A 20,858-nucleotide genomic window follows, 5' to 3' on the forward strand; every position below is an offset into this window, starting at 1 on the left:
ACAACTGGCTACGAGGTGAGAAGGCATTCTACTCGCTGTGTAGGTTTGCATAAATCAACTCAGCGAGCTTTTTACTGATACCGGGGGCTTTGGCTATTTCTTCAATGCTGGCACGGGACAATTCCTGCAATCCACCAAAATGTTTCAACAATTCACGCCGCCGCTTTGGGCCTACGCCTGCGACCCCTTCCAGGGTTGAGGTACGCCGGGTTTTGCCACGTCGGGCACGGTGGCCGGTGATGGCGAAACGGTGGGCTTCGTCGCGAATCTGCTGAATCAGGTGCAGCGCCGGTGAGTCGCCCTTCAAGGTGAACTCATGGGCCGCATCATTCAAGTACAACGTTTCGAAACCCGCCTTGCGGGTCGCGCCCTTGGCCACGCCAAGCAGGATCAGGTCGGGCACCGCCAGCTCATTGAGCACGTCGCGGGCCATGGAGAGCTGGCCCTTGCCACCGTCCACCAGGAGGATATCCGGCAGCTTGCCCTCGCCGTCCTTGAGTTTGCTGAAGCGCCGGGTCAAGGCCTGGTGCATGGCGGCATAGTCATCGCCGGGGGTGACACCTTCGATGTTATAGCGGCGATAGTCCGATTTGATCGGCCCTTCCGGGCCGAAGACCACGCAGGACGCCACAGTCGCCTCGCCGCTGGAGTGGCTGATGTCGTAGCACTCCAGGCGCTGCGGTGGTTCGTCGAGCTTGAGCACGTCGGCCAGCGCTTCAAAACGCGCGGCCACATGCTGGCGGTTGGCCAGGCGTGCACTCAGGGCCTGTTCGGCGTTGGTTACCGCCAACTGCTGCCAGCGCGCACGGGTACCGCGCACCCGGTGGCTGATGTCCAGCTCACGGCCGCGCAGTGCGTGGATTGCATCGATCAGCGCTGGAAAGTCTTCGTGCACCACATTGACGATCAGTTCGCCCGGCAAATCGCGCTCGGGGCTACTGACGTAGTACTGGCCAAGGAACGCAGCCATGACCTCGGCGACCTCTTCCTCAATACCCGTCTGCGGAAAAAAGTTCTTGCTGCCCAGCACCCGGCCACCACGCACGCTGATCAGGTGCACACAGGCCCCGCCGGGATTGACAAAGGCTGCTATCACATCAACATCACCTGTACCGCCTTCCATGCTCTGCTGGTCCTGCACGCGCCGCAGCAAGGACACCTGGTCACGCAACTCGGCGGCACGCTCAAAGTCAAGAACACTGGCCGCCTGTTCCATGGCGCCAGATAACTCGTCGGCCAGGGCATTGCTGCGTCCTTCGAGGAACATCACCGAGTGCCGCACGTCCTCGGCATACTCCTGCGGTTCCACCAGCCCGACGCAGGGCGCCTTGCAGCGCTTGATCTGGTATTGCAGGCACGGGCGGGTGCGGTTCTTGTAGAAGCTGTCTTCGCACTGGCGTACGAAGAAGGTTTTTTGCAGCAGGCTCAGGCTCTCGCGGATCGCGCCGGCGCTGGGATAAGGGCCAAAATACTTGCCCTTGTGCTTCTTCGCCCCGCGATGAATGCTCAGGCGCGGAAAGTCGCCGTCCGACAGGAACACGTACGGGTAGGACTTATCGTCACGCAACAAAATATTGTAGGGCGGCCGCCACTCCTTGATCAGCGTCTGCTCAAGCAGTAATGCCTCGGTTTCATTGGCAGTGATGGTCGTTTCGACCTGGGCTATACGCCCCACCAGCGCGGCGGTCTTCGGTGCCAGGCCGGTCTTGCGAAAGTAGCTGGCCAGGCGCTTCTTGAGGTTCTTGGCCTTGCCGACGTACAGCAGGCGCGCCTCGCTGTCGAACATGCGATACACGCCTGGCCGGCCACTGCAGGTGGCAAGAAATGCACTCGGATCAAACGCGGCGGTTATTTCAGTGGCTTGCATTTCAGGCGCTGGCGTCCACCATGCCGTGGCGAACCGCCAGCAAGGTCAGTTCAACATCACTGCTGATGGAAAGTTTCTCGAAAATTCGATAACGGTAGGTGTTCACAGTCTTCGGCGACAGGCAGAGCTTATCGGAAATCGACTGGACTTTCTGGCAACCCACGATCATCAAGGCGATCTGAATCTCGCGCTCGGACAAAGCATCAAACGGCGAGTCACTGACCGGCTGAAAAGACTTGATCGCCAATTGCTGGGCAATCTGCGGACTGATGTAGCGCTGGCCGGCGAATACCAGGCGAATGGCCTGGACCATTTCCGCGAGCCCCGCGCCTTTTGTCAGATAACCTGCCGCGCCGGCTTGTAAGAGCCTGGTAGGAAAAGGGTCTTCTTCGCAGACCGTGACGACCACTACCTTGATGTCCGGATGACTGCGCAACAGCTTGCAGGTTGCGCCCAGACCACCGATCCCCGGCATCTTGACGTCCATCAAGACCACATCAGGCTTCAATTCACGCGCTTTGATCAGGGATTCCTCCCCCGACTCGGCCTGACCGACTACTTGCAGGCCATCGATGTCAGCCAGCATTCGTGTAATACCTGTACGAACGAGATCATGGTCATCGACTACTAGCACCCTAATCAAGCAGACACCTCGCGAAATGGTCTTATAGGTTGCTGAACACCTTAGCAAAAAACCAAGGCACAGACCTAGCTGAACGCGTCATATATATAGAGTTTCAATACGCTACGAACGCCTGCCGAACGGCAGGCGGGGTTGTTTCCTGGATAAAAGGTCAGGATTCCTTGAGGGGCGGCCGGGATTTTCCATTCACAACAGAGGAATGCTCCGCCAAGGTGCTGGTCAGCCTGCGGATTGCATCCTGGTCCTCTTTGAACATCGCCCGATAGTTACCCAAGACCTTTTCTTCTATCTGGCTCAGGTTTTCCAACTGGATGGGAGTCGGGCTACCTGTCAAAACAAACAGGATATCGACGCCTTTCTCTGCGACGCGGGATAAATAATCGGCCTTTGGCGCGCGACCACCACTTTCGTATTTACCTTGCGCGTTCGCCTCCACGCCTCCTATTTCACCAAAAACTTTTTGCGACAGTCCAAGTCGCTCTCTTTCTTGCCGTAACCGCGAACCAATTCCACTCATTTGGATGTATTATCCTATCTGGCACACCCCAAGAGGTGACGCTCTCATCTCGTTTTACACAAACTTGAACGGTTTTGAACTATGCCCGGAATCCGTACTGCTGCACAAGCCAAGGCCTGGCTGGAACATCAAGGCAAATCGGTCCAGGCATTCGCCCGTGAACATGGCGTGGACCCTGCGACCACCTATCAAGTGCTCGCTGGGCGCAAAAAGGGACGGCGTGGAGAAGCCCATAAGGTGGCGGTCCTTTTGGGCATGAAGGAAGGGATCATCCTCAACGAGGCGCAAAGCCTGGGCAATGAGCCGAAAGTCGATTCCTGAAGCAGTATGCGCCGATTCACGTCAAGCGTGAGGTTTACTCGGACGAGTGCACTGGCTGACAGTCCGACTCCATTCGCCAGAAGCAGCCTTCCTCACCGACAATCTTCAGGCCCTGGCGCTGATACAACCTTTTAGCCGGATTGCTCTTGAATACGGTCAACCGCAAATAATGCCGGCTTTCCGCTCGCGCTTTGCTGATCATTTGTTCCAGGACCCAACGACCCGCGCCCTGGCAGCGAAAGGCATCAAGAATGTGCAACTCGCGAATGTAGAGCGCCTTGTCATCCCGGCTCAGGCTCACAAATCCCACCAGCTTGCCGTCCTGGCAAATTAACCAGTTCTCCCGCCCAGACCAGGCCGTATCGAAGCCTTTGTCGGACCACGTCAGATGGTACTGCCGATAGTAGTGGTCCATCGCCTGATGGGTCAGGCTGCGCGCAAAAGCCAGGTGCTGATCCGATGCAGCCTTGAGCACAAACCCCATAGCGGTATGCTCCATCACGCTCATGCTCGCGTCCACATAACCCCCCTAAATCAGCCCCTCATCAACCCGATAAGACCTTGTGTTGGTTGATCCTAAGTATCTATCCAGCATATCGGTACTTGCGCCATAGCGATAACTACCCAGGCACGATAGAAATTACTGATTGAATCCGCCTGCATGCCTCAGTTAAGCTCCGCTCCATCATTTGGAGAAACACCATGTTGCAACTAACCCTCACCCAGGTTTGCCCTACTGCCAACGCACAGCGTTCGGTCGTGGCTACCCGCGTGAACGGTTTGAGCGCACTGGTCAGCTTTTATTTTGGGTATTGGTTTAGCCACTGGCGCGCCTGATACCTGAAATCGGCGCCCACTACTCAAGGGGTCGCCTGCCAGAGAAATCTAACCCCCGGTCGGCTCCCCGACCGGGGGTTTTGTTTTTTCAGCCCTTAACAATTTTTGCGACACACCGAACTTAAAGGACATCACACCATGAACTTCACCGCCTATTACCGTTACGACACCTGCACCGCCTGGCGATTTAGCAAGCTCCGTTCGGGACAGCCTGCCGCCTCCGATCGGTCACCTATTGGTGGCAAGCCAACACACGCAGCCAATACGGCCAATTGTCGAACACCCCAGTAGGGCAGAGCGTGCGGGAACAGCCCGCCGCTTGCCCAGGAAGCAGAAAATATGAACGCCTCTATCGCCGCACTGCCCGTCACCACCCTGTCCAGCGCCAATGAAACGCTGACCCAGCGCTTGCCCAGCGCCCTTGAGCTCAAGCACCAGTTGCCCCTGAGCCCGTTCCTGACCGAGCAAGTCAACGCTCATCGCCAGGCCATCCGCGCGATTCTCAAGGGTGAAGACTCCCGTCTGCTGGTCATCGTCGGCCCCTGCTCGATCCATGATCCGCAATCGGCCATGGAATACGCACGCAATCTGAAGAAACTGGCCAATGACGTCAGTGACCAGATGCTGCTGGTAATCCGCGCCTACGTCGAAAAACCACGCACCACCATCGGCTGGAAAGGCCTGGCCTACGACCCGCACCTGGATGGCAGCGATGACATGGCCACTGGCCTGAATCTGTCCCGGGAACTGATGCGCGAAATGCTGCGCCTGGGCTTGCCCGTCGCCACTGAGCTGTTGCAACCGATGGCCGCCGGCTACTTCGACGACGTGCTCAGTTGGGTCGCCATCGGCGCCCGGACCACCGAATCACAGATTCACCGGGAAATGGCCAGCGGTCTCGGCATGCCCGTCGGCTTCAAGAACGGCACCGACGGCGGCGTGGCCATCGCATGCGATGCCATGCGTTCGGCCGCCCACCCGCACCGCCACTTCGGCGTCGACAGCCAGGGGCATCCGGCGATCATCCAGACCCCAGGCAACGCTGATACTCACCTGGTGCTGCGCGGCGGCCACCGTGGCCCGAACTACGACCGCCAGAGCGTGGCCCAGGTCAAGACCGACCTGGCCAAAAGCAAAGTGGCGACGCGGATCATGGTCGATTGCAGCCACGCCAACAGCGGCAAGGACCCGATGCGCCAACCTGCGGTATTCAATGACGTGCTGGAGCAACGCTTGCAAGGCGATACCTCATTGATCGGCATGATGCTCGAAAGCCATCTGTTCGAAGGCTGCCAGCCGCTCAGCCCGTCGATGCGCTACGGCGTTTCGGTGACAGACGGCTGCCTGGGTTGGGACGGCACCGACCAGTTGCTGCGTGAAGCGGCAGCACGCCTGCGCGATCGCGCCTGATCGAACGCTATCGCCGGCAAGCCGGCTCCTACACTGATCGTTGGTGCACCGCCAAACCTTTGTAGGAGCCGGCTTGCCGGCGATAGCTGCCCATCAGGTATCGATGCAAAGCCGTGGAACTTTGCCAGGAAATAACCGCCTGAATCCGGTAGTCTCACCTTTTTTATTCAAGGAGTTACCCATCATGGCCAAAGCTACCGCCCGTCACATCCTGGTTGCCACTGAAGACAAGTGCAACGAACTCAAAGCCCAGATCGAAGGCGGCGCTGATTTCGCAGAAATCGCCAAAGCCAATTCCAGCTGCCCATCGAGCCGTGATGGCGGCAACCTGGGTTCGTTCGGCCCTGGCCAGATGGTCAAGGAATTCGACACTGTCGTGTTCAGCGCCCCGGTCAACACCGTGCAAGGCCCAGTGAAAACCCAGTTTGGTTATCACCTGCTGGAAGTGACCAGCCGCCAGGACTGATCCACGTCCTTGCAGAACACAACGGCCCGCCTTTTGGTGGGCCGTTGTGCTTGTGTGGCCGTTGGGTGACTGGCGACCCACGTGCGGTTAGGGTACAAGTCCCCTTCCTTCTTCACCCGGTGCTCAAGGCTGATAATGCGATTGGACTTCCTCACGTTAGTTGGCTCCACCCTGGCCCTGCTGCTGGCGAGCGCTACCTCGTTCGCAGCCCCTCAACATGCACTGACTGTCTACGGCGAACCCGCCAAGTACCCTGCCGGTTTCAGTCACTTCGACTATGTGAACCCCGATGCGCCCAAGGGCGGCAGCCTGAAGCGCTCGGCCCTCGAAGTCGGGCGCTTCGACCATGTACTGCCCTATATCGACAAAGGCATCGGCGTCAGCCAGTTGGACGGTTGGGTGTATTCGCCCCTGGCCTACCGCTCGCTGGATGAGCCCTATACCGTCTACGGCCTGGTGGCACAAAAGATGGAGCGCGCCGAGGACGGCCTGTACCTGCGCTTTTTCCTCAACCCCAAGGCGCGGTTTGCCGACGGTAAGCCGATCACCGCACAAGATGTACGCTACAGCTTCAACCTGCTGATGACCCAGGGCAGCCTGCGCTTTCGCACGCTGTTTGCCGACGTCAAGCACGTCGAGGTCGAAGGCCCCCTGCAAGTGCGCTTTGACTTCTCCAGCAATGAAAACCGCACCCTGCCCCTGGATGTCGCGACCCTGCCAGTGTTCCCCGAACATTGGTGGAAGAGCCGCGATTTTGCCAGCGGCGGCGGCTATGAAGCACCCCTGGGCAGCGGCCCGTACAAGGTCAGCAAGATCAATGCCGGCAGCACCATCACCTTCCAGCGCGATCCCGACTGGTGGGGCAAGGAGCTGCCCGTCAGCCGCGGCCTGTACAACTTCGACCGCCTGGGCCTGGAGTATTTCGGCGATACCGAAGTCGCACGCCAGGTCCTGCGTGGCGGTGCCTACGACTTCAACCGCGAGTTCTCCGCCACCGGCTATTCCATCGGCTACAACGGCCCTGCCCTGGACGATGGCCGCCTGCAACGCGCGCACCTGGCCAGGCAAGCCCCGCAGCCGGCCCAGGGCTACGTGTTCAACGTGCAAAAGCCCATGTTCCAGGACCGCCGCGTGCGCCAGGCCCTGGCCATGCTCTGGGATTTCGAGTGGGCCAACCGGCAGATGATGCGCAACCTGTATATCCGCCAGCAAAGCTACTTTTCCAACAGCCCGCTGGCCGCCACACAGCTGCCGGACGCCCAGGAGCTGGCGATTCTCGAACCCTTGCGCGGGCAGATCCCTGACGAAGTCTTCACCCAAGTCTTCAAGGCGCCAACCACCGACGGCAGCGGCATGATCCGCGACAAGCAGCTGCAAGCCCTGGCCCTGCTGGAAGAGGCCGGCTGGACGCCCAAGGGCGACAAACTGGTGAACGCGGCCGGCGAGCCGCTGGCGTTCACCTTCCTCAATGTGCAAAACGGCCTCGAACGCCTGCTGCTGCCCTATAAGCGCAACCTGGCGCAGATCGGCATCACGCTCAACATCCGGCGCATCGACTCGTCCCAGTACGTCAACCGCCTGATGAGCCGGGACTACGACATGATCGTCACCGGCTTCCCGGTGACCACCTCGCCGGGCATGGAGTTGTACAACTACTTCGGTTCCTCCTCCGCCTTCGACCCCGGCGCCAACAACTACATCGTCCTGCAAAACCCCGCCGTCGACACCCTGATCACCGGCCTGGTGCGCGCCACCACCCAGGCCCAGATGCTCAGCTACGCCCACGCCCTGGACCGGGTGTTGCAATGGAATTATTACTGGATCCCCAATTACTACCCGCCCGGCACCTCGGCCGCCTGGTGGAACCGCTTCGGCCGCCCGGCCATCGAGGCCAGCAACGACGAGGCATTGGAGTCGTGGTGGGAAGTCAGCCCCACACCCCTGACCAATGAGCAGATGAAAACCGAACTGAGCAAGCCGCGAGGTGCCCACTGATGTTTGCCTATATCGTGCGGCGCCTGCTGCTGATCATCCCGACCCTGGTGATCATCCTGCTGGTGAACTTTGTGATCGTCCAGGCCGCACCCGGCGGGCCGGTGGAGCAAGCCATCGCCCACTTGCAGGGAATTGGCGGCGGGGCCGTCGGCGGCTCGGCCGGCGACGGCGTCAGCAGTGGGTCCCGGGCCAGTCGCGGCCTGGACCCGAAACTGATCAAGGACATCGAAAAGCAATACGGCTTCGATAAGTCCGCGCCAGAACGCCTGTGGCTGATGCTCAAGAACTATGCCCAGCTGGATTTCGGCAACAGCTTCTTCCGCGGCGCCACGGTGATCGACCTGATCCTGGAAAAGATGCCGGTGACCATTTCCCTCGGCCTGTGGGCAACGCTGATCACTTACCTGGTGTCGATCCCCCTGGGCATTCGCAAGGCGGTGCGCCACGGCAGCAGTTTCGATGTCTGGAGCAGCACCGCCATCGTCATTGGCTACGCAATGCCGGCCTTCCTGTTTGCGATGTTTTTGATCGTAGTCTTCGCCGGCGGCACCACCTTGAACTGGTTTCCGGTGCGCGGCCTGGTGTCGGAAAACTTCGAACAACTGAGCACCCTCGGCAAGATCGCCGATTACTTCTGGCACCTGGTGCTGCCGGTCAGCGCCCTGGTGATCGGTGGTTTTGCCACCTTGACCATTCTCACCAAAAATTCGTTCCTCAATGAAATCACACGCCAATACGTGGTCACGGCACGCGCCAAGGGCCTGAGCGAACGGCGCGTGCTCTACGGCCATGTGTTTCGCAACGCCATGCTGCTGGTGATCTCCGGGATCCCCCAGGCCTTTATCAGTGTGTTCTTCGCCGGTTCCCTGCTGATCGAGGTGATCTTCTCCCTCGACGGCCTGGGCCGCATGAGCTACGAAGCCGCGGTGTCGCGGGACTATCCGGTGGTCTTTGGCTCGCTGTTTATCTTCACCTTGTTTGGCCTCCTGATAAAACTGATCGGCGACCTCTGCTACACCCTGGTGGACCCGCGTATCGACTTCGCCGCGAGGAACGCCTGATGCTCAATCTGTCTCCCGTCGCTCGCCGGCGCTTCGAACGTTTCAAGCAGAACCGCCGTGGCTGGTGGTCGCTGTGGCTGTTTATCGGCCTGTTCATCCTGACCCTGGGCGGCGAGCTGATCGCCAACGACAAGCCATTGGTGCTCAGCTACCAGGACGAGTTGTACTTCCCGGTGTTCAAGCGCTACACCGAGCAGCAGTTCGGCGGGCAACTGCCGTTCCAGGCCGACTACCGCAGCGACTACGTGCAGCAATTGATCAAGAAAGACGGCGGCTGGATGCTGTTCCCGCCAATCCCCTTCAGCGATGACACGCCCAACTACGAACTGACCCGTCCCGCCCCCAGCCCACCTTCCACGGTGAACTGGCTGGGCACCGATGACCAGTCCCGGGATGTGCTGGCACGGGTGATCTTCGGCGCGCGGGTGTCGATCCTGTTCGCCCTTGGCCTGACCGTGATCAGCGCCGCCATCGGCATTGCCGCCGGCGCCTTGCAGGGCTATTACGGCGGCTGGGTCGACCTGCTCGGCCAGCGCATCCTCGAAGTGTGGTCGGGGTTGCCGGTCCTGTACCTGCTGATCATCCTATCGGGGTTTGTCGAACCCAACTTCTGGTGGCTGCTGGGGATCATGGCGTTGTTTTCCTGGCTGGCCCTGGTGGACGTGGTGCGCGCCGAATTCCTGCGCGGACGTAACCTGGAATACGTGAAGGCCGCGCGCGCCCTGGGGCTGGGGGACGGCAAAATCATCCGCCGGCATATCCTGCCGAACGCCATGACCGCCACCCTGAGCTACCTGCCGTTTATCCTGACTGGGGCAATTTCCACCCTCAGCGCCCTGGACTTCCTCGGTTTCGGCATGCCGGCGGGCAGCGCGTCCCTGGGGGAACTGATCGCCCAGGGCAAACAAAACCTGCAGGCGCCGTGGCTCGGGCTCACGGCCTTTTTCACCCTGGCGCTGATTTTGTCGCTGCTGGTATTTATCGGCGAGGCGCTGCGTGACGCCTTCGACCCACGATCATGAAGAGCGATGCATCCATGACTGACAACCTGATCGAGATCCGCGACCTGTGCGTCGCCTTCAGCGGCCAGACCGTGGTGCGCAACCTGTGCCTGGATGTCCGCGCCGGCGAGTGCCTGGCGCTGGTGGGCGAGTCGGGCTCGGGCAAGTCAGTGACCGCCCATTCGATCCTGCAACTGCTGCCCCAGGCCGGCACCACTACCACAGGCTCCGTACGCTATCGTGGCCAGGAACTGATCGGCGCCGAGGCCAGGACCCTGCAAACACTGCGGGGCAACCGCATTGCAATGATCTTCCAGGAGCCGATGACCTCCCTCAACCCCTTGCACAGCATCGAAAAGCAGATCGGTGAAACCCTGTTTCTGCACAAGGGCCTCGGCGGCAAGGCGGCCCAGGCCCGCATCCTCGAACTGCTGGACCTGGTGGGCATCCGTAACCCCCGGGAGCGCCTCAAGTCCTACCCCCATCAGTTGTCGGGCGGCCAGCGCCAACGGGTGATGATTGCCATGGCCCTGGCCTGCGAGCCGGAACTGCTGATCGCCGACGAGCCGACCACCGCCCTGGATGTGACGGTGCAGCGCAAGATCCTGCGGCTGCTCAAATCCTTGCAGCAACGCCTGGGCATGTCGCTGCTGCTGATCAGCCATGATCTCAACCTGGTGCGCAGCATCGCCCAACGCGTGTGCGTGATGCAGGCCGGGGAAATTGTCGAGCAGGCCGACTGCCAAACCCTGTTCAATGCCCCGCAACATCCCTACAGCCGCCTGCTGCTGGATGCCGAGCCGGTCGGCACGGCGCTGTGCCAGGATGAACGCGAGACTGTCCTGCAGGTCGCCGATCTGAGTGTGCGCTTCCCCATCGGTGGCGGACTGTTCCGGCACAAGCAGTACCTGCAGGCGGTGGACGGCATCAGCCTGGACCTGCAACGGGGCAAGACCCTGGGGATCGTCGGCGAATCCGGCTCCGGTAAGTCCACCCTGGGCCAGGCGATCCTGCGCCTGCTCGACTCCAGCGGCAGTATCCGCTTCCAGGGCCAGGCCCTCGACAGCCTGAACCAGACCCAGATGCGCCCGTGGCGCAAGCAGATGCAGGTGGTGTTCCAGGACCCGTTCGGCAGCCTCAGCCCGCGCATGTCGGTACAGCAGATCATCAGCGAAGGCCTGGAAGTGCACGCGCCATGCAGCGTCCAGGAGCGTGATGCGCAGGTGATCAAGGTACTGCAGGATGTAGGCCTCGACCCGGCCAGCCGCCATCGCTACCCCCACGAGTTTTCCGGTGGCCAGCGCCAACGCATCGCCATCGCCCGTGCGCTGGTGCTGCGCCCGGCGCTGATGCTGCTGGACGAACCGACCTCGGCCCTGGACCGCACCGTGCAGAAACAAGTGGTCGCGCTGCTGCGTGAACTCCAGGAAAAATACGGTCTGACCTACCTGTTCATCAGCCATGACCTGGCGGTGGTACGGGCCATGGCCCACGACATGATCGTGATCAAGGATGGCAAGGTGGTCGAGCGCGGCCCGAGCGTTGAGGTGTTCGACTCACCACAGCATCCCTACACCCAGGAACTGCTGGCCGCTACACAACTCCCTCTGTAGGCGCCGGCTGGCCGGCGATGGCGCCAGTGAAATCGTCATCGCGGCAAGCCGGCTCCTACAGGGGATCAGGTCGTTCATTTATTTTTTTTGGCGCCTCGACCATGAATACCAGCGAAAGCCTCAAGGACTACCAACACGTTCGCGGCCTGGCGATCCAGTCCCTGTTCGAGATCATCGAGCAATCCAGCGAAGGCACGGTGATTGTCGACCGCGACGCCAATATCGTGTGGATGAACGAGCGCTACGCCAAGCGCTTCGGCCTGAAAAGCGCTGACCAGGCCATCGGCCAGCCATGTGAGCAAGTGATCTCCAACAGCCTGCTGCGCCAGGTGGTGCGCAGTGACCAGCCGATCCTCCTGGATATCCAGGACACCCCCAAAGGCCCACTGGTGGTGATGCGCCTGCCGATCCATGACGATGCTGGCAAGGTGATCGGCGCCATCGGCTTTGCCCTGTTTGATGAGTTGCGCAACCTCTCGCCGATGATCGAGCGCTACCTGAGCATGCAACAGGAACTGGCCTCGACCCGTTCGCTGTTGCGCTCGCGCCAGAGCAAATACAACTTCGCGCATTTTATCGGCACCAGCGCCGCCAGCCTGGAAGTCAAGCGCCGTGCCCGACGCAGCGCGAGTGCCGATTCGCCGGTGTTACTGCTGGGCGAGACCGGCACCGGCAAGGAGTTGCTGGCCCAGGCCATCCATGGTGCCTCGCCGCGCGCCCATAAAGCCTTTGTCAGCATCAACAGTGCGGCCATTCCCCATGACCTGCTGGAAGCCGAATTTTTCGGGACCGCGCCCGGTGCGTTCACCGGCGCCGACCGCAAGGGTCGCCCCGGCAAATTGCAGATCGCCCAGGGCGGCACGTTGTTTCTCGATGAAATCGGCGACATGCCGTTGCCCCTGCAAAGCAAACTGCTGCGGGTGCTGCAAGAAAAGGAGTTTGAGCCGGTGGGTTCCAACGAGATGATCCATAGCGACGTACGCGTGATCGCCGCGACCTCCACCGACCTGGAAGCGGCGATCCGGCGCGGGGCGTTTCGCGCCGACTTGTATTACCGCCTCAACGTATTGCCGATCCATGTCCCGCCCCTGCGCGAGCGCCTGGATGATATTCCGGCGTTGAGCGAAGCCATCCTCGAAGAACTGCGCAGCCAGCATGAACTGGACCGCGAAGCCCTCGCGTTGCTGGCCCAGCATGCCTGGCCGGGGAACATCCGCGAATTGCGCAATGTGCTGGAGCGGGCAGCCTTGCTCAGTGATGATCTGGTGCTGGATGCGCGGGAGATTCGCGCAGCAATCGGTACGTTCAGCCCGGTGGAACGCGATGCCGTGGCACCGGTTGAAGTCGAGACCTTCAACATGGCGCGGGAGCGCTTTGACCGGCAGTTGATCGCTGCAGCATTGCGCCAGTGCGAGGGCAATGTGGTGGAGGCGGCCAAGCGGTTGGGGCTGGGGCGCTCGACGCTGTACAAGAAAATGGTGGCGTTGGGCATCGCCCAATCTCAATAAAGAGACAAACATCTCAAACCAAAGACAATCCCATTGTGGGAGCGGGCTTGCTCGCGAAAGCGGCCTATCAGCAACAAAATCATTGGCTGACACACCGCTTTCGCGAGCAAGCCCGCTCCCACATTGGAACTTCGTTTGTCTTGATATAGAGACAAGACTCGAAAACCAATCACCAAAATCTTTAAATATTCATAAATATCAATAAGTTATGAGCATGGCACAATTCCCGCTATAGCCTCTTCCTACAGTTTTACCCCACAACAATAACAATCCGATGGAGACACACCATGAGTGTGATCATTGCCCTGGCGGCGCTCGCGCTGCTGATGCTGGCTGCCTACCGTGGCTACAGCGTCATCCTGTTTGCCCCCATTGCCGCCCTTGGCGCCGTACTGCTCACCGACCCTTCCGCCGTCGCCCCAGCGTTTACCGGGGTGTTCATGGAAAAAATGGTCGGCTTCATCAAACTCTACTTCCCGGTGTTCCTGCTCGGCGCCGTGTTCGGCAAGTTGATCGAGCTGTCGGGCTTTTCGCGCTCGATCGTCGCGGCGGCCATTCGCTTGCTCGGCACCCGCCAGGCAATGTTGGTGATCGTGCTGGTATGCGCCCTGTTGACCTACGGCGGTGTGTCACTGTTTGTGGTGGTGTTCGCGGTGTACCCATTCGCCGCCGAGATGTTCCGCCAGAGCAATATCCCCAAGCGCCTGATCCCGGCGACCATCGCCCTGGGCGCATTCTCGTTCACCATGGACGCCCTGCCCGGCACACCGCAGATCCAGAACATCATCCCCAGCACTTTCTTCAACACCACCGCCTGGGCCGCGCCCTGGCTGGGCCTGATCGGCACGATCTTTGTGTTCTGCGCCGGCATGCTGTACCTGGCGCGCCAGCGCAACAAGGCCCAACGCGCCGGTGAAGGCTATGGCACCGATTTGCGCAACGAGCCGGAAACCGCCGAGGACCTGAGCCTGCCCAACCCGTGGATCGCCCTGTCGCCACTGATTCTGGTGGGGGTGATGAACCTGCTGTTCACCCACTGGATCCCGCAGTGGTACGGCAAGACCCACAGCCTTGCCCTGCCAGGCATGAGCGCGCCGGTCACCACCGAAATCGCCAAGCTCACCGCCATCTGGGCCGTGCAGGCCGCGTTGCTGGTGGGGATCATCATGGTCCTGGTGTTTGGCTTCAAGGCCATCAAGAGCAAGTTGGCCGAAGGCAGTAAAAGCGCGGTCAGCGGCGCGCTGCTGGCGGCAATGAACACGGCTTCGGAATACGGCTTTGGTGCAGTGATCGCCTCATTGCCAGGCTTTTTGGTGCTGGCGGACTGGCTCAAGGGCATCCCCAACCCATTGGTCAACGAAGCGATTACCGTGACCCTGCTGGCCGGCATCACCGGTTCAGCCTCGGGCGGCATGAGCATCGCCCTGGCGGCCATGTCCGAAAGCTTTATTTCGGCAGCCCATGCCGCCAATATCCCCCTGGAAGTGCTGCACCGGGTCGCGGCCATGGCCAGCGGCGGCATGGACACCCTGCCCCACAATGGCGCGGTGATCACGTTGCTGGCCGTCACCGGGCTGACCCACCGCGAAGCCTACAAGGACATTTTCGGCATCACGATCATCAAGACCCTCGCGGTGTTCGTGGTCATCGGTACTTTCTACGCCACCGGCATTGTGTGAGGTTTTCATGACGACATTGAACGGCAAGACCGCCCTGGTCACCGGCTCCACCAGCGGTATCGGCCTGGGGATTGCCCTGAGCCTGGCCAAGGCCGGTGCCAACCTGATTCTCAACGGCTTTGGCGATGCCAGCGCGGTGATCGCCCAGGTGCAGGCCTTTGGCGGCAAGGTCGGCCATCACCCGGCCGACGTCAGTGACCCGGCGCAGATCGCCGAAATGGTCACCTACGCCGAGCGCGAGTTCGGCGGCATCGACATCCTGGTCAACAACGCGGGCATCCAGCATGTGGCGGCGGTAGAAGACTTTCCAGCGGAGCGCTGGGACTCGATCATCGCCATCAACCTTTCATCGGTGTTCCATAGCACGCGCCTGAGCCTGCCGGGCATGAAGGCCAAGGGCTGGGGGCGGATCGTCAATATCGCCTCGGTCCACGGCCAGGTCGGCTCGGTGGGCAAGGCGGCGTATGTCGCAGCCAAGCACGGGGTGATCGGCCTGACCAAGGTCGTGGGCCTGGAAACCGCCACCAGCAATGTGACCTGCAACGCCATCTGCCCCGGCTGGGTGCTGACGCCACTGGTGCAAAAACAGATCGATGATCGCATCGCCGCAGGCGTTGACCCGCAGCAGGCCCAGCATGACCTGCTGGCCGAGAAGCAGCCATCATTGGAATTCGTGACCCCACCGCAACTGGGCGAGCTGGTCCTGTTCCTGTGCAGCGAGGCCGGCAGCCAAGTGCGTGGCGCGGCGTGGAATATCGATGGAGGTTGGCTGGCCCAATAAACCCACCCTGCGAAAAACGCCTATCCAAATGTGGGAGCGGGCTTGCTCGCGAAAGCGGTGTTTCAGCAATGAATAGGTTGACTGACACACTGCTTTCGCGAGCAAGCCCGCTCCCACCTTGGGGTCTTTGCAGTGTCAAACATCTGCGACAAGAACAAGAGACGAGCCTATGTCCGATATCCTCTGGCAACCCAGCCCCGAACGCATCCACAACACCCGGATCGACCAGTTCCGGCGCTTTATCAATGATCGCCACGCCTTGCAGATCAACGATTACCCTACCCTGCACCAATGGAGCATCGACCAGCGCCCGGACTTCTGGGCGGCGATTGTCGAGTTCTTCGACGTGCAGTGGCGTACGCCGCCCAGCGCCGTGCTGGTGGAAGGCGTACAGATGCCCAGCGCCCAATGGTTTCCCGACGCCACCCTGAATTTTGCCGAGCATCTGCTGCGCCGCCGCGACGACCACCCGGCCGTCGTCGCCATCAGCGAAGACGGCCAGCGCGAACAACTGACCTATGCCGACCTGGCCCGACACGTCGCCGGCCTGCAGCGCAGCCTGCAAGCGGCGGGCGTGGGCCTGGGAGATCGGGTTGCAGCGTGTATGCCCAATACCTGGCAAACCCTGGTGGGCATGCTCGCCACCACCAGCCTCGGGGCGATCTGGTCCTGCTCTTCGCCAGACTTCGGCACCCAAGGCGTGATCGATCGTTTCGGCCAGATCGAACCCAAGGTGCTGATCACCTGCGCCGGTTATCGCTACGCCGGCAAGCTGATCGACCAGAGCGCCAAGCTCAATGAAATCCTCGAACGCCTGCCCTCCCTGCAGCAACTGATCATCGTGCCCTATGCCCGGCCCGAGGCACGTATCGAGGATTACCAGACCCAGGCCAACGTGGCGCTGTGGAATGACTTCTACCACCCGAGGGGCGAGCCGCATTTTGTCGCCGTGCCCTTCAACCACCCGCTGTATATCCTTTATTCCAGCGGCACCACCGGCGTGCCCAAGTGCATCATCCACGGCACGGGCGGCGTGCTGCTGACCCACCTCAAGGAACACGGCCTGCATGCCGACCTGTCGCGCAACGACTGCCTGTTCTACTACACCACCTGCGGCTGGATGATGTGGAACTGGCTGGTGTCGGTGTTGGCCGTCGGCGCCACGGTGGTGCTGTATGACGGCTCACCCTTTCATCCCGGCCCCGAACGGCTGATCGACTTGATCGACGAGGAGCGCATCAGCGTCTTCGGCACCAGCCCGAAATTCCTCGCAACCCTGGAAAAAGCCGGCCTGCAACCACGCCGCAGCCATGACCTGGGCAGCCTCAAGGGCCTGATCTCCACCGGCTCGCCGCTCTCACCCCAGAGCTACGACTACGTGTACCGCGAGATCAAACAAGAGCTGTGCCTGTCGTCAATGTCGGGGGGGACCGATATCGTCTCCTGCTTTGTGATCGGCAACCCGGCGCTGGCGGTACGACGCGGCGAAATGCAATGCAAGAGCCTGGGGATGGCGATCGAAGTGTGGGACGACCAGGGCCGGCCCCTGATCGGCGAAAAAGGCGAGTTGGTCTGCACCCGGCACTTCCCGGCGATCCCCATCGGCCTATGGAATGACCCACAGGGGGAAAAGCTGCGCGCCTCGTATTTCAGCCAGTTCCCCGGCGTGTGGGCCCAGGGCGACTATGCCGAGCAACGGCCCAATGGCAGCCTGCTGATCCATGGGCGCTCGGATGCGGTGCTCAACCCTGGCGGCGTACGTATCGGCACGGCGGAGATCTACCGTCAGGTGGAAAAAATCCCCCAGGTCCTGGAAAGCCTGGCCATCGGCCAACGCTGGCAGGACGATGTGCGTGTGGTGCTGTTTGTGCGCCTCAATCCCGGCGAACAACTGGACGCCGCCCTTGAACAGCAGATCCGCGAGGTGATCCGCGCCAACACCACACCACGCCATGTGCCGGCGAAGATCCTCGGCGTCAGTGATATTCCCCGCACCATCAGCGGCAAGATCGTCGAGCTGGCAGTCAGGAACGTCGTGCACGGGGAACCGGTGAAGAACACCGATGCCCTGGCCAACCCCGAAGCCCTGGAGCAGTTTCGCAACCGTCCTGAGCTGGCATAGAAAGATGAAAGGTTTCAGCACTAACGCACTCATTTGAAGAAAAACCCCTCAAGCATGCTATTTTTCGAGGGCTAGCCAGCCGTTTCCGCAGCGCGGGATAATCGGCCTTTGTCATTCTTCGAGCGTTACGCGCGGGACTCTTACATGAACGGATCACCCACCGGCAGCGAGGCTGCGGCCCTGATCGCACGGCTGGACTGGGCCACAAGCCCCCTCGGTGATGCCAGCCACTGGCCGCAAAGCCTGCGCACGGCCATTGATATCGTGATCCACTCACCGATGCCGATGCTGTTGCTCTGGGGCGACGAACTCACGCAGATCTACAACGATGGCTTCGCCCTGCTGGCCGGCAACAAACACCCCCGCGCCTTCGGCCAACCGGCCCATCAAGTCTGGCCGGAACTGCAACACTTCACCGACCCGATCTACAGCGCCGTCCTCACCGGCCAGGTGCGCACCTTCAGCGAGCAGCGGTTTGTCCTGCAACGCAACCACCGCGATACGGAAATCTGGCTGGACCTGACCTACAGCCCGATTCGCGACGAACGCGGCCGGGTGGCCGGGATCCTGGTGACGGCCATTGAAACCAACGAGCGCCGGCAACTCGCCCAGGAGTTGCAACAACGCTCCGAAGCGAGCCTGCGGGCCCAGCACAACACCGAGCAACGCTTGCAACTGGCCCTGGCCGCCACCGACGCGGTGGGCACCTGGGACTGGGATATCAGCGAAGACCGCTTTCTGGCCGACAGCCACTTCGCCCTGCTGCACGGGGTTGATCCAATCGACGCTCACCAGTTGCCCATCAGCGATTACCTGCAAGGCGTGCATCCACAAGACCGCGCCATGGTCGCCCGCAGCATCAAGCATTGCATTACCCATGGCACCGAGTACGCCGAGGAGTATCGCCTGCTCCAGGCCAACGGCCAGGTGCGCTGGGTGTTTGCCCGTGGCCGCTGCTACAAGGATCACCACGGCCGACCGGCGCGCTTTCTCGGCGCGGCCCTGGACCTGACCGAACGCAAGCACACCGAGCAAGCCCTGCGCCAGAGCCAGACCGAACTGCAACTGATCATCAACGCCATGCCGGTGCTGATCGGCTATGTGGACCACGAAGAACGCTTTCGCCTGAACAACAGCGCCTACCTCGACTGGTACGGCCTGACCCCGCAAGAGCTGTATGGCAAGACCATCCTCGAAGTGATCGGTGCCAAGGTGTACGCCGGGCGCGCCGACAAAATCGCCGCCGCACTCAAGGGCAAGGCCTGCAGCTTCACCACCATCTCGCCCCACCGCGATGGCCGCCCCCGGCATGCGCTGATGAAATACCTGCCGCGCTTCAGCGGCGATGGTTCGGTCAATGGTTTCTACATCTTTGTGATCGATGAGACCGAACGCAAGCTCACCGAAGAGGCCTTGCGCCATCTCAACGACAACCTGGAAGAACGTGTAGCCCAGCGTACCCAGGCCCTGGCCGAAGCCAACCAGCGCCTGCAAAACGAAATGGTCGAGCGTGAGCGCGCCGAGGACGCGTTGCGTCATGCGCAAAAGATGGAAGCGGTCGGCCAACTCACGGGCGGTATCGCCCATGACTTCAACAACATGCTCACCGGCATCATCGGCAGCCTGGACCTGATGCAGCGCTATATCGCCGCCGGGCGCAGTGATGAGATCGGGCGCTTCACCGATGCCGCCGTGGCCTCGGCTCACCGTGCGGCCGCCCTGACCCACCGCCTGCTGGCCTTCTCCCGGCGCCAGTCTCTGGACCGCCGGCCCCTGGACCCCAACCAACTGGTCACGTCACTGGAAGAACTGTTCCTGCGCACCAAAGGCGCCCATATCGACCTCAAGGTGCAACTGGGCAACGATATCTGGCCGGTGAACACCGACGCCAGCCAACTGGAAAACGCCCTGCTCAACCTGGTGATCAATGCCCGCGACGCCATGCCCGATGGTGGGCAACTGAGCATCGAGACAGCCAACAGCTACCTCGACGGCACTGATATCACCACCCTGGAACCGGTCAAGGCTGGCGACTACGTGATGCTCGGCGTGTGCGACAACGGCGCCGGCATGACCCCGAAGATCCTGGCCAAGGCCTTCGACCCGTTCTTCACCACCAAGCCCATCGGCCAGGGCACCGGCCTTGGGTTGTCGATGATTTATGGCTTTGCCCAGCAGTCCGGCGGCCACATCACGATCCACAGCCAGCCGGGCCGGGGTACCTGCGTGCGCCTGTACCTGCCACGCCTGCACGGCACTGCACTGGAAAAAACCCAGCCCCACAGCCCCATGGAAGCACCCGTGGCGCTGGATGGCGAAGCCGTGGTGGTGGTCGAGGATGATGCAGCGGTGCGCATGCTGGTGGTCAACCTGCTCCATGAATTGGGCTACACCGCCCACCAGGCGGCAGATGCACGCGCGGCCCTGCCGTTGCTCGAATCGGACCTGCGGGTGGACTTGCTGGTGACCGATGTCGGCCTGCCCGGCATGAACGGCCGGCAACTGGCGGAAATCGCCCGTCAGCATCGCCCGCAGTTGAAGGTCTTGTTCATGACCGGGTATGCCGAAACCGCCGCCGAGCGCCAGGGTTTCCTGGACGAAGGCATGGACATGGTAGGCAAGCCATTTTCCATTGACCTGCTGGCCACGAAAATCCGCAGCATGATCGGCGCCACAGGCCAAGTTGATGCATAATCCCGCGCTTTCAAGCCCGACCGTTGCAAGGTAACCGCCCGATGAAAGCCCAAGCCCGCCATATCCTGGTCAAGACCAGCGAGGAAGCCGAACAGCTCAAGCAGCGTATCGCCAAGGGCGAAGCCTTTGATGTGCTGGCCAAGAAGTTCTCCACCTGCCCGTCTGGCAAGCGCGGCGGCGACCTGGGTGAAGTGCGGCCGGGGCAGATGGTCGGGGTGATCGATGCGGTGATTTTCAAGAAACCGCTGCGCGTGGTACACGGACCGATCAAGAGCAAGTTTGGTTATCACCTGGTGCAGGTGTTCTACCGCGACTGACAGCCCCTTGCAGGAGCCGGCTTGCC

Annotated in this window: 18 protein-coding genes; 14 read left to right on the plus strand and 4 right to left on the minus strand. The window is 61.2% G+C overall.

Annotated elements, in window-relative coordinates:
* Window positions 1-28: 28 nt before the first annotated feature.
* The 3 genes from uvrC to HZ99_RS04985 all read right to left on the minus strand — a co-directional run bounded on the left by uvrC (window position 29) and on the right by HZ99_RS04985 (window position 3,027).
* Window positions 29-1,852: an excinuclease ABC subunit UvrC gene (gene uvrC, locus HZ99_RS04975; RefSeq protein WP_038447929.1), complete on the minus strand. Its 1,824-nt coding sequence runs from the start codon at window positions 1,850-1,852 to the stop codon at window positions 29-31.
* Window positions 1,853-1,868: 16 nt separating this feature from the next.
* A complete protein-coding gene (gene uvrY, locus HZ99_RS04980) occupies window positions 1,869-2,510 on the minus strand; it encodes a UvrY/SirA/GacA family response regulator transcription factor (RefSeq protein WP_029293774.1) in 642 nt (213 codons plus the stop codon).
* Window positions 2,511-2,661: 151 nt separating this feature from the next.
* Complete coding sequence (locus HZ99_RS04985; protein WP_038441658.1) at window positions 2,662-3,027, minus strand: helix-turn-helix domain-containing protein; 366 nt, start codon at window positions 3,025-3,027, stop codon at window positions 2,662-2,664.
* 81 nt (window positions 3,028-3,108) lie between these two features.
* On the opposite strand from HZ99_RS04985, the gene HZ99_RS04990 reads away from it, so the two are divergent.
* Complete coding sequence (locus tag HZ99_RS04990) at window positions 3,109-3,348, plus strand: DNA-binding protein (protein WP_038441659.1); 240 nt, start codon at window positions 3,109-3,111, stop codon at window positions 3,346-3,348.
* A gap of 34 nt (window positions 3,349-3,382) precedes the next feature.
* Here the strand turns inward: HZ99_RS04990 and HZ99_RS04995 are convergent, their stop codons facing one another.
* A complete protein-coding gene (locus HZ99_RS04995) occupies window positions 3,383-3,832 on the minus strand; it encodes a GNAT family N-acetyltransferase (RefSeq protein WP_038441660.1) in 450 nt (149 codons plus the stop codon).
* Between the two features lie 218 nt (window positions 3,833-4,050).
* Between HZ99_RS04995 and HZ99_RS29370 the strand changes: the two genes are divergently transcribed.
* The 13 genes from HZ99_RS29370 (at window position 4,051) to HZ99_RS05055 (ending at window position 20,832) form a co-directional block, all read left to right on the plus strand.
* On the plus strand, window positions 4,051-4,185 hold the full coding sequence (locus tag HZ99_RS29370) for a hypothetical protein (protein ID WP_268745965.1): 135 nt from the start codon (window positions 4,051-4,053) through the stop codon (window positions 4,183-4,185).
* A 339-nt stretch (window positions 4,186-4,524) separates the two neighbouring features.
* Window positions 4,525-5,595 (plus strand): 3-deoxy-7-phosphoheptulonate synthase, encoded by a 1,071-nt coding sequence (locus tag HZ99_RS05000; protein ID WP_038441661.1) that lies wholly within the window; start codon window positions 4,525-4,527, stop codon window positions 5,593-5,595.
* Window positions 5,596-5,779: 184 nt separating this feature from the next.
* Window positions 5,780-6,061 carry a peptidylprolyl isomerase gene (locus HZ99_RS05005; protein WP_032861429.1) on the plus strand — a complete coding sequence of 94 codons (282 nt, stop codon included), beginning with the start codon at window positions 5,780-5,782 and terminating at the stop codon, window positions 6,059-6,061.
* Window positions 6,062-6,196: 135 nt separating this feature from the next.
* Window positions 6,197-8,056 carry an extracellular solute-binding protein gene (locus HZ99_RS05010; protein WP_038441662.1) on the plus strand — a complete coding sequence of 620 codons (1,860 nt, stop codon included), beginning with the start codon at window positions 6,197-6,199 and terminating at the stop codon, window positions 8,054-8,056.
* A complete protein-coding gene (locus HZ99_RS05015) occupies window positions 8,056-9,117 on the plus strand; it encodes a microcin C ABC transporter permease YejB (RefSeq protein WP_038441663.1) in 1,062 nt (353 codons plus the stop codon). The genes HZ99_RS05010 and HZ99_RS05015 overlap by 1 nt, the downstream gene beginning before the upstream one ends.
* On the plus strand, window positions 9,117-10,139 hold the full coding sequence (locus HZ99_RS05020) for an ABC transporter permease (RefSeq protein WP_038441664.1): 1,023 nt from the start codon (window positions 9,117-9,119) through the stop codon (window positions 10,137-10,139). Before HZ99_RS05015 ends, HZ99_RS05020 begins: the two co-directional genes overlap by 1 nt.
* 14 nt (window positions 10,140-10,153) lie before the next feature.
* Entirely contained in the window at window positions 10,154-11,731 is a 1,578-nt protein-coding gene (locus HZ99_RS05025) for an ABC transporter ATP-binding protein (protein ID WP_038441665.1), read from the plus strand.
* Between the two features lie 101 nt (window positions 11,732-11,832).
* Window positions 11,833-13,239, plus strand: a complete 1,407-nt coding sequence (locus tag HZ99_RS05030; protein WP_038441666.1) for a sigma-54 interaction domain-containing protein — start codon at window positions 11,833-11,835, stop codon at window positions 13,237-13,239.
* Window positions 13,240-13,526: 287 nt separating this feature from the next.
* A complete protein-coding gene (locus tag HZ99_RS05035; RefSeq protein WP_038441667.1) occupies window positions 13,527-14,918 on the plus strand; it encodes a GntP family permease in 1,392 nt (463 codons plus the stop codon).
* Between the two features lie 7 nt (window positions 14,919-14,925).
* Complete coding sequence (locus HZ99_RS05040; RefSeq protein WP_038441668.1) at window positions 14,926-15,699, plus strand: 3-hydroxybutyrate dehydrogenase; 774 nt, start codon at window positions 14,926-14,928, stop codon at window positions 15,697-15,699.
* A gap of 169 nt (window positions 15,700-15,868) precedes the next feature.
* On the plus strand, window positions 15,869-17,821 hold the full coding sequence (locus tag HZ99_RS05045; protein ID WP_038441669.1) for an acetoacetate--CoA ligase: 1,953 nt from the start codon (window positions 15,869-15,871) through the stop codon (window positions 17,819-17,821).
* 144 nt (window positions 17,822-17,965) lie between these two features.
* Window positions 17,966-20,515 (plus strand): hybrid sensor histidine kinase/response regulator, encoded by a 2,550-nt coding sequence (locus tag HZ99_RS05050; RefSeq protein ID WP_038441670.1) that lies wholly within the window; start codon window positions 17,966-17,968, stop codon window positions 20,513-20,515.
* A 41-nt stretch (window positions 20,516-20,556) separates the two neighbouring features.
* Entirely contained in the window at window positions 20,557-20,832 is a 276-nt protein-coding gene (locus HZ99_RS05055; RefSeq protein WP_029293742.1) for a peptidylprolyl isomerase, read from the plus strand.
* The last annotated feature ends 26 nt before the right edge of the window (window positions 20,833-20,858 follow it).

The organism is Pseudomonas fluorescens (assembly GCF_000730425.1).
Classification (GTDB): domain Bacteria; phylum Pseudomonadota; class Gammaproteobacteria; order Pseudomonadales; family Pseudomonadaceae; genus Aquipseudomonas; species Aquipseudomonas fluorescens_X.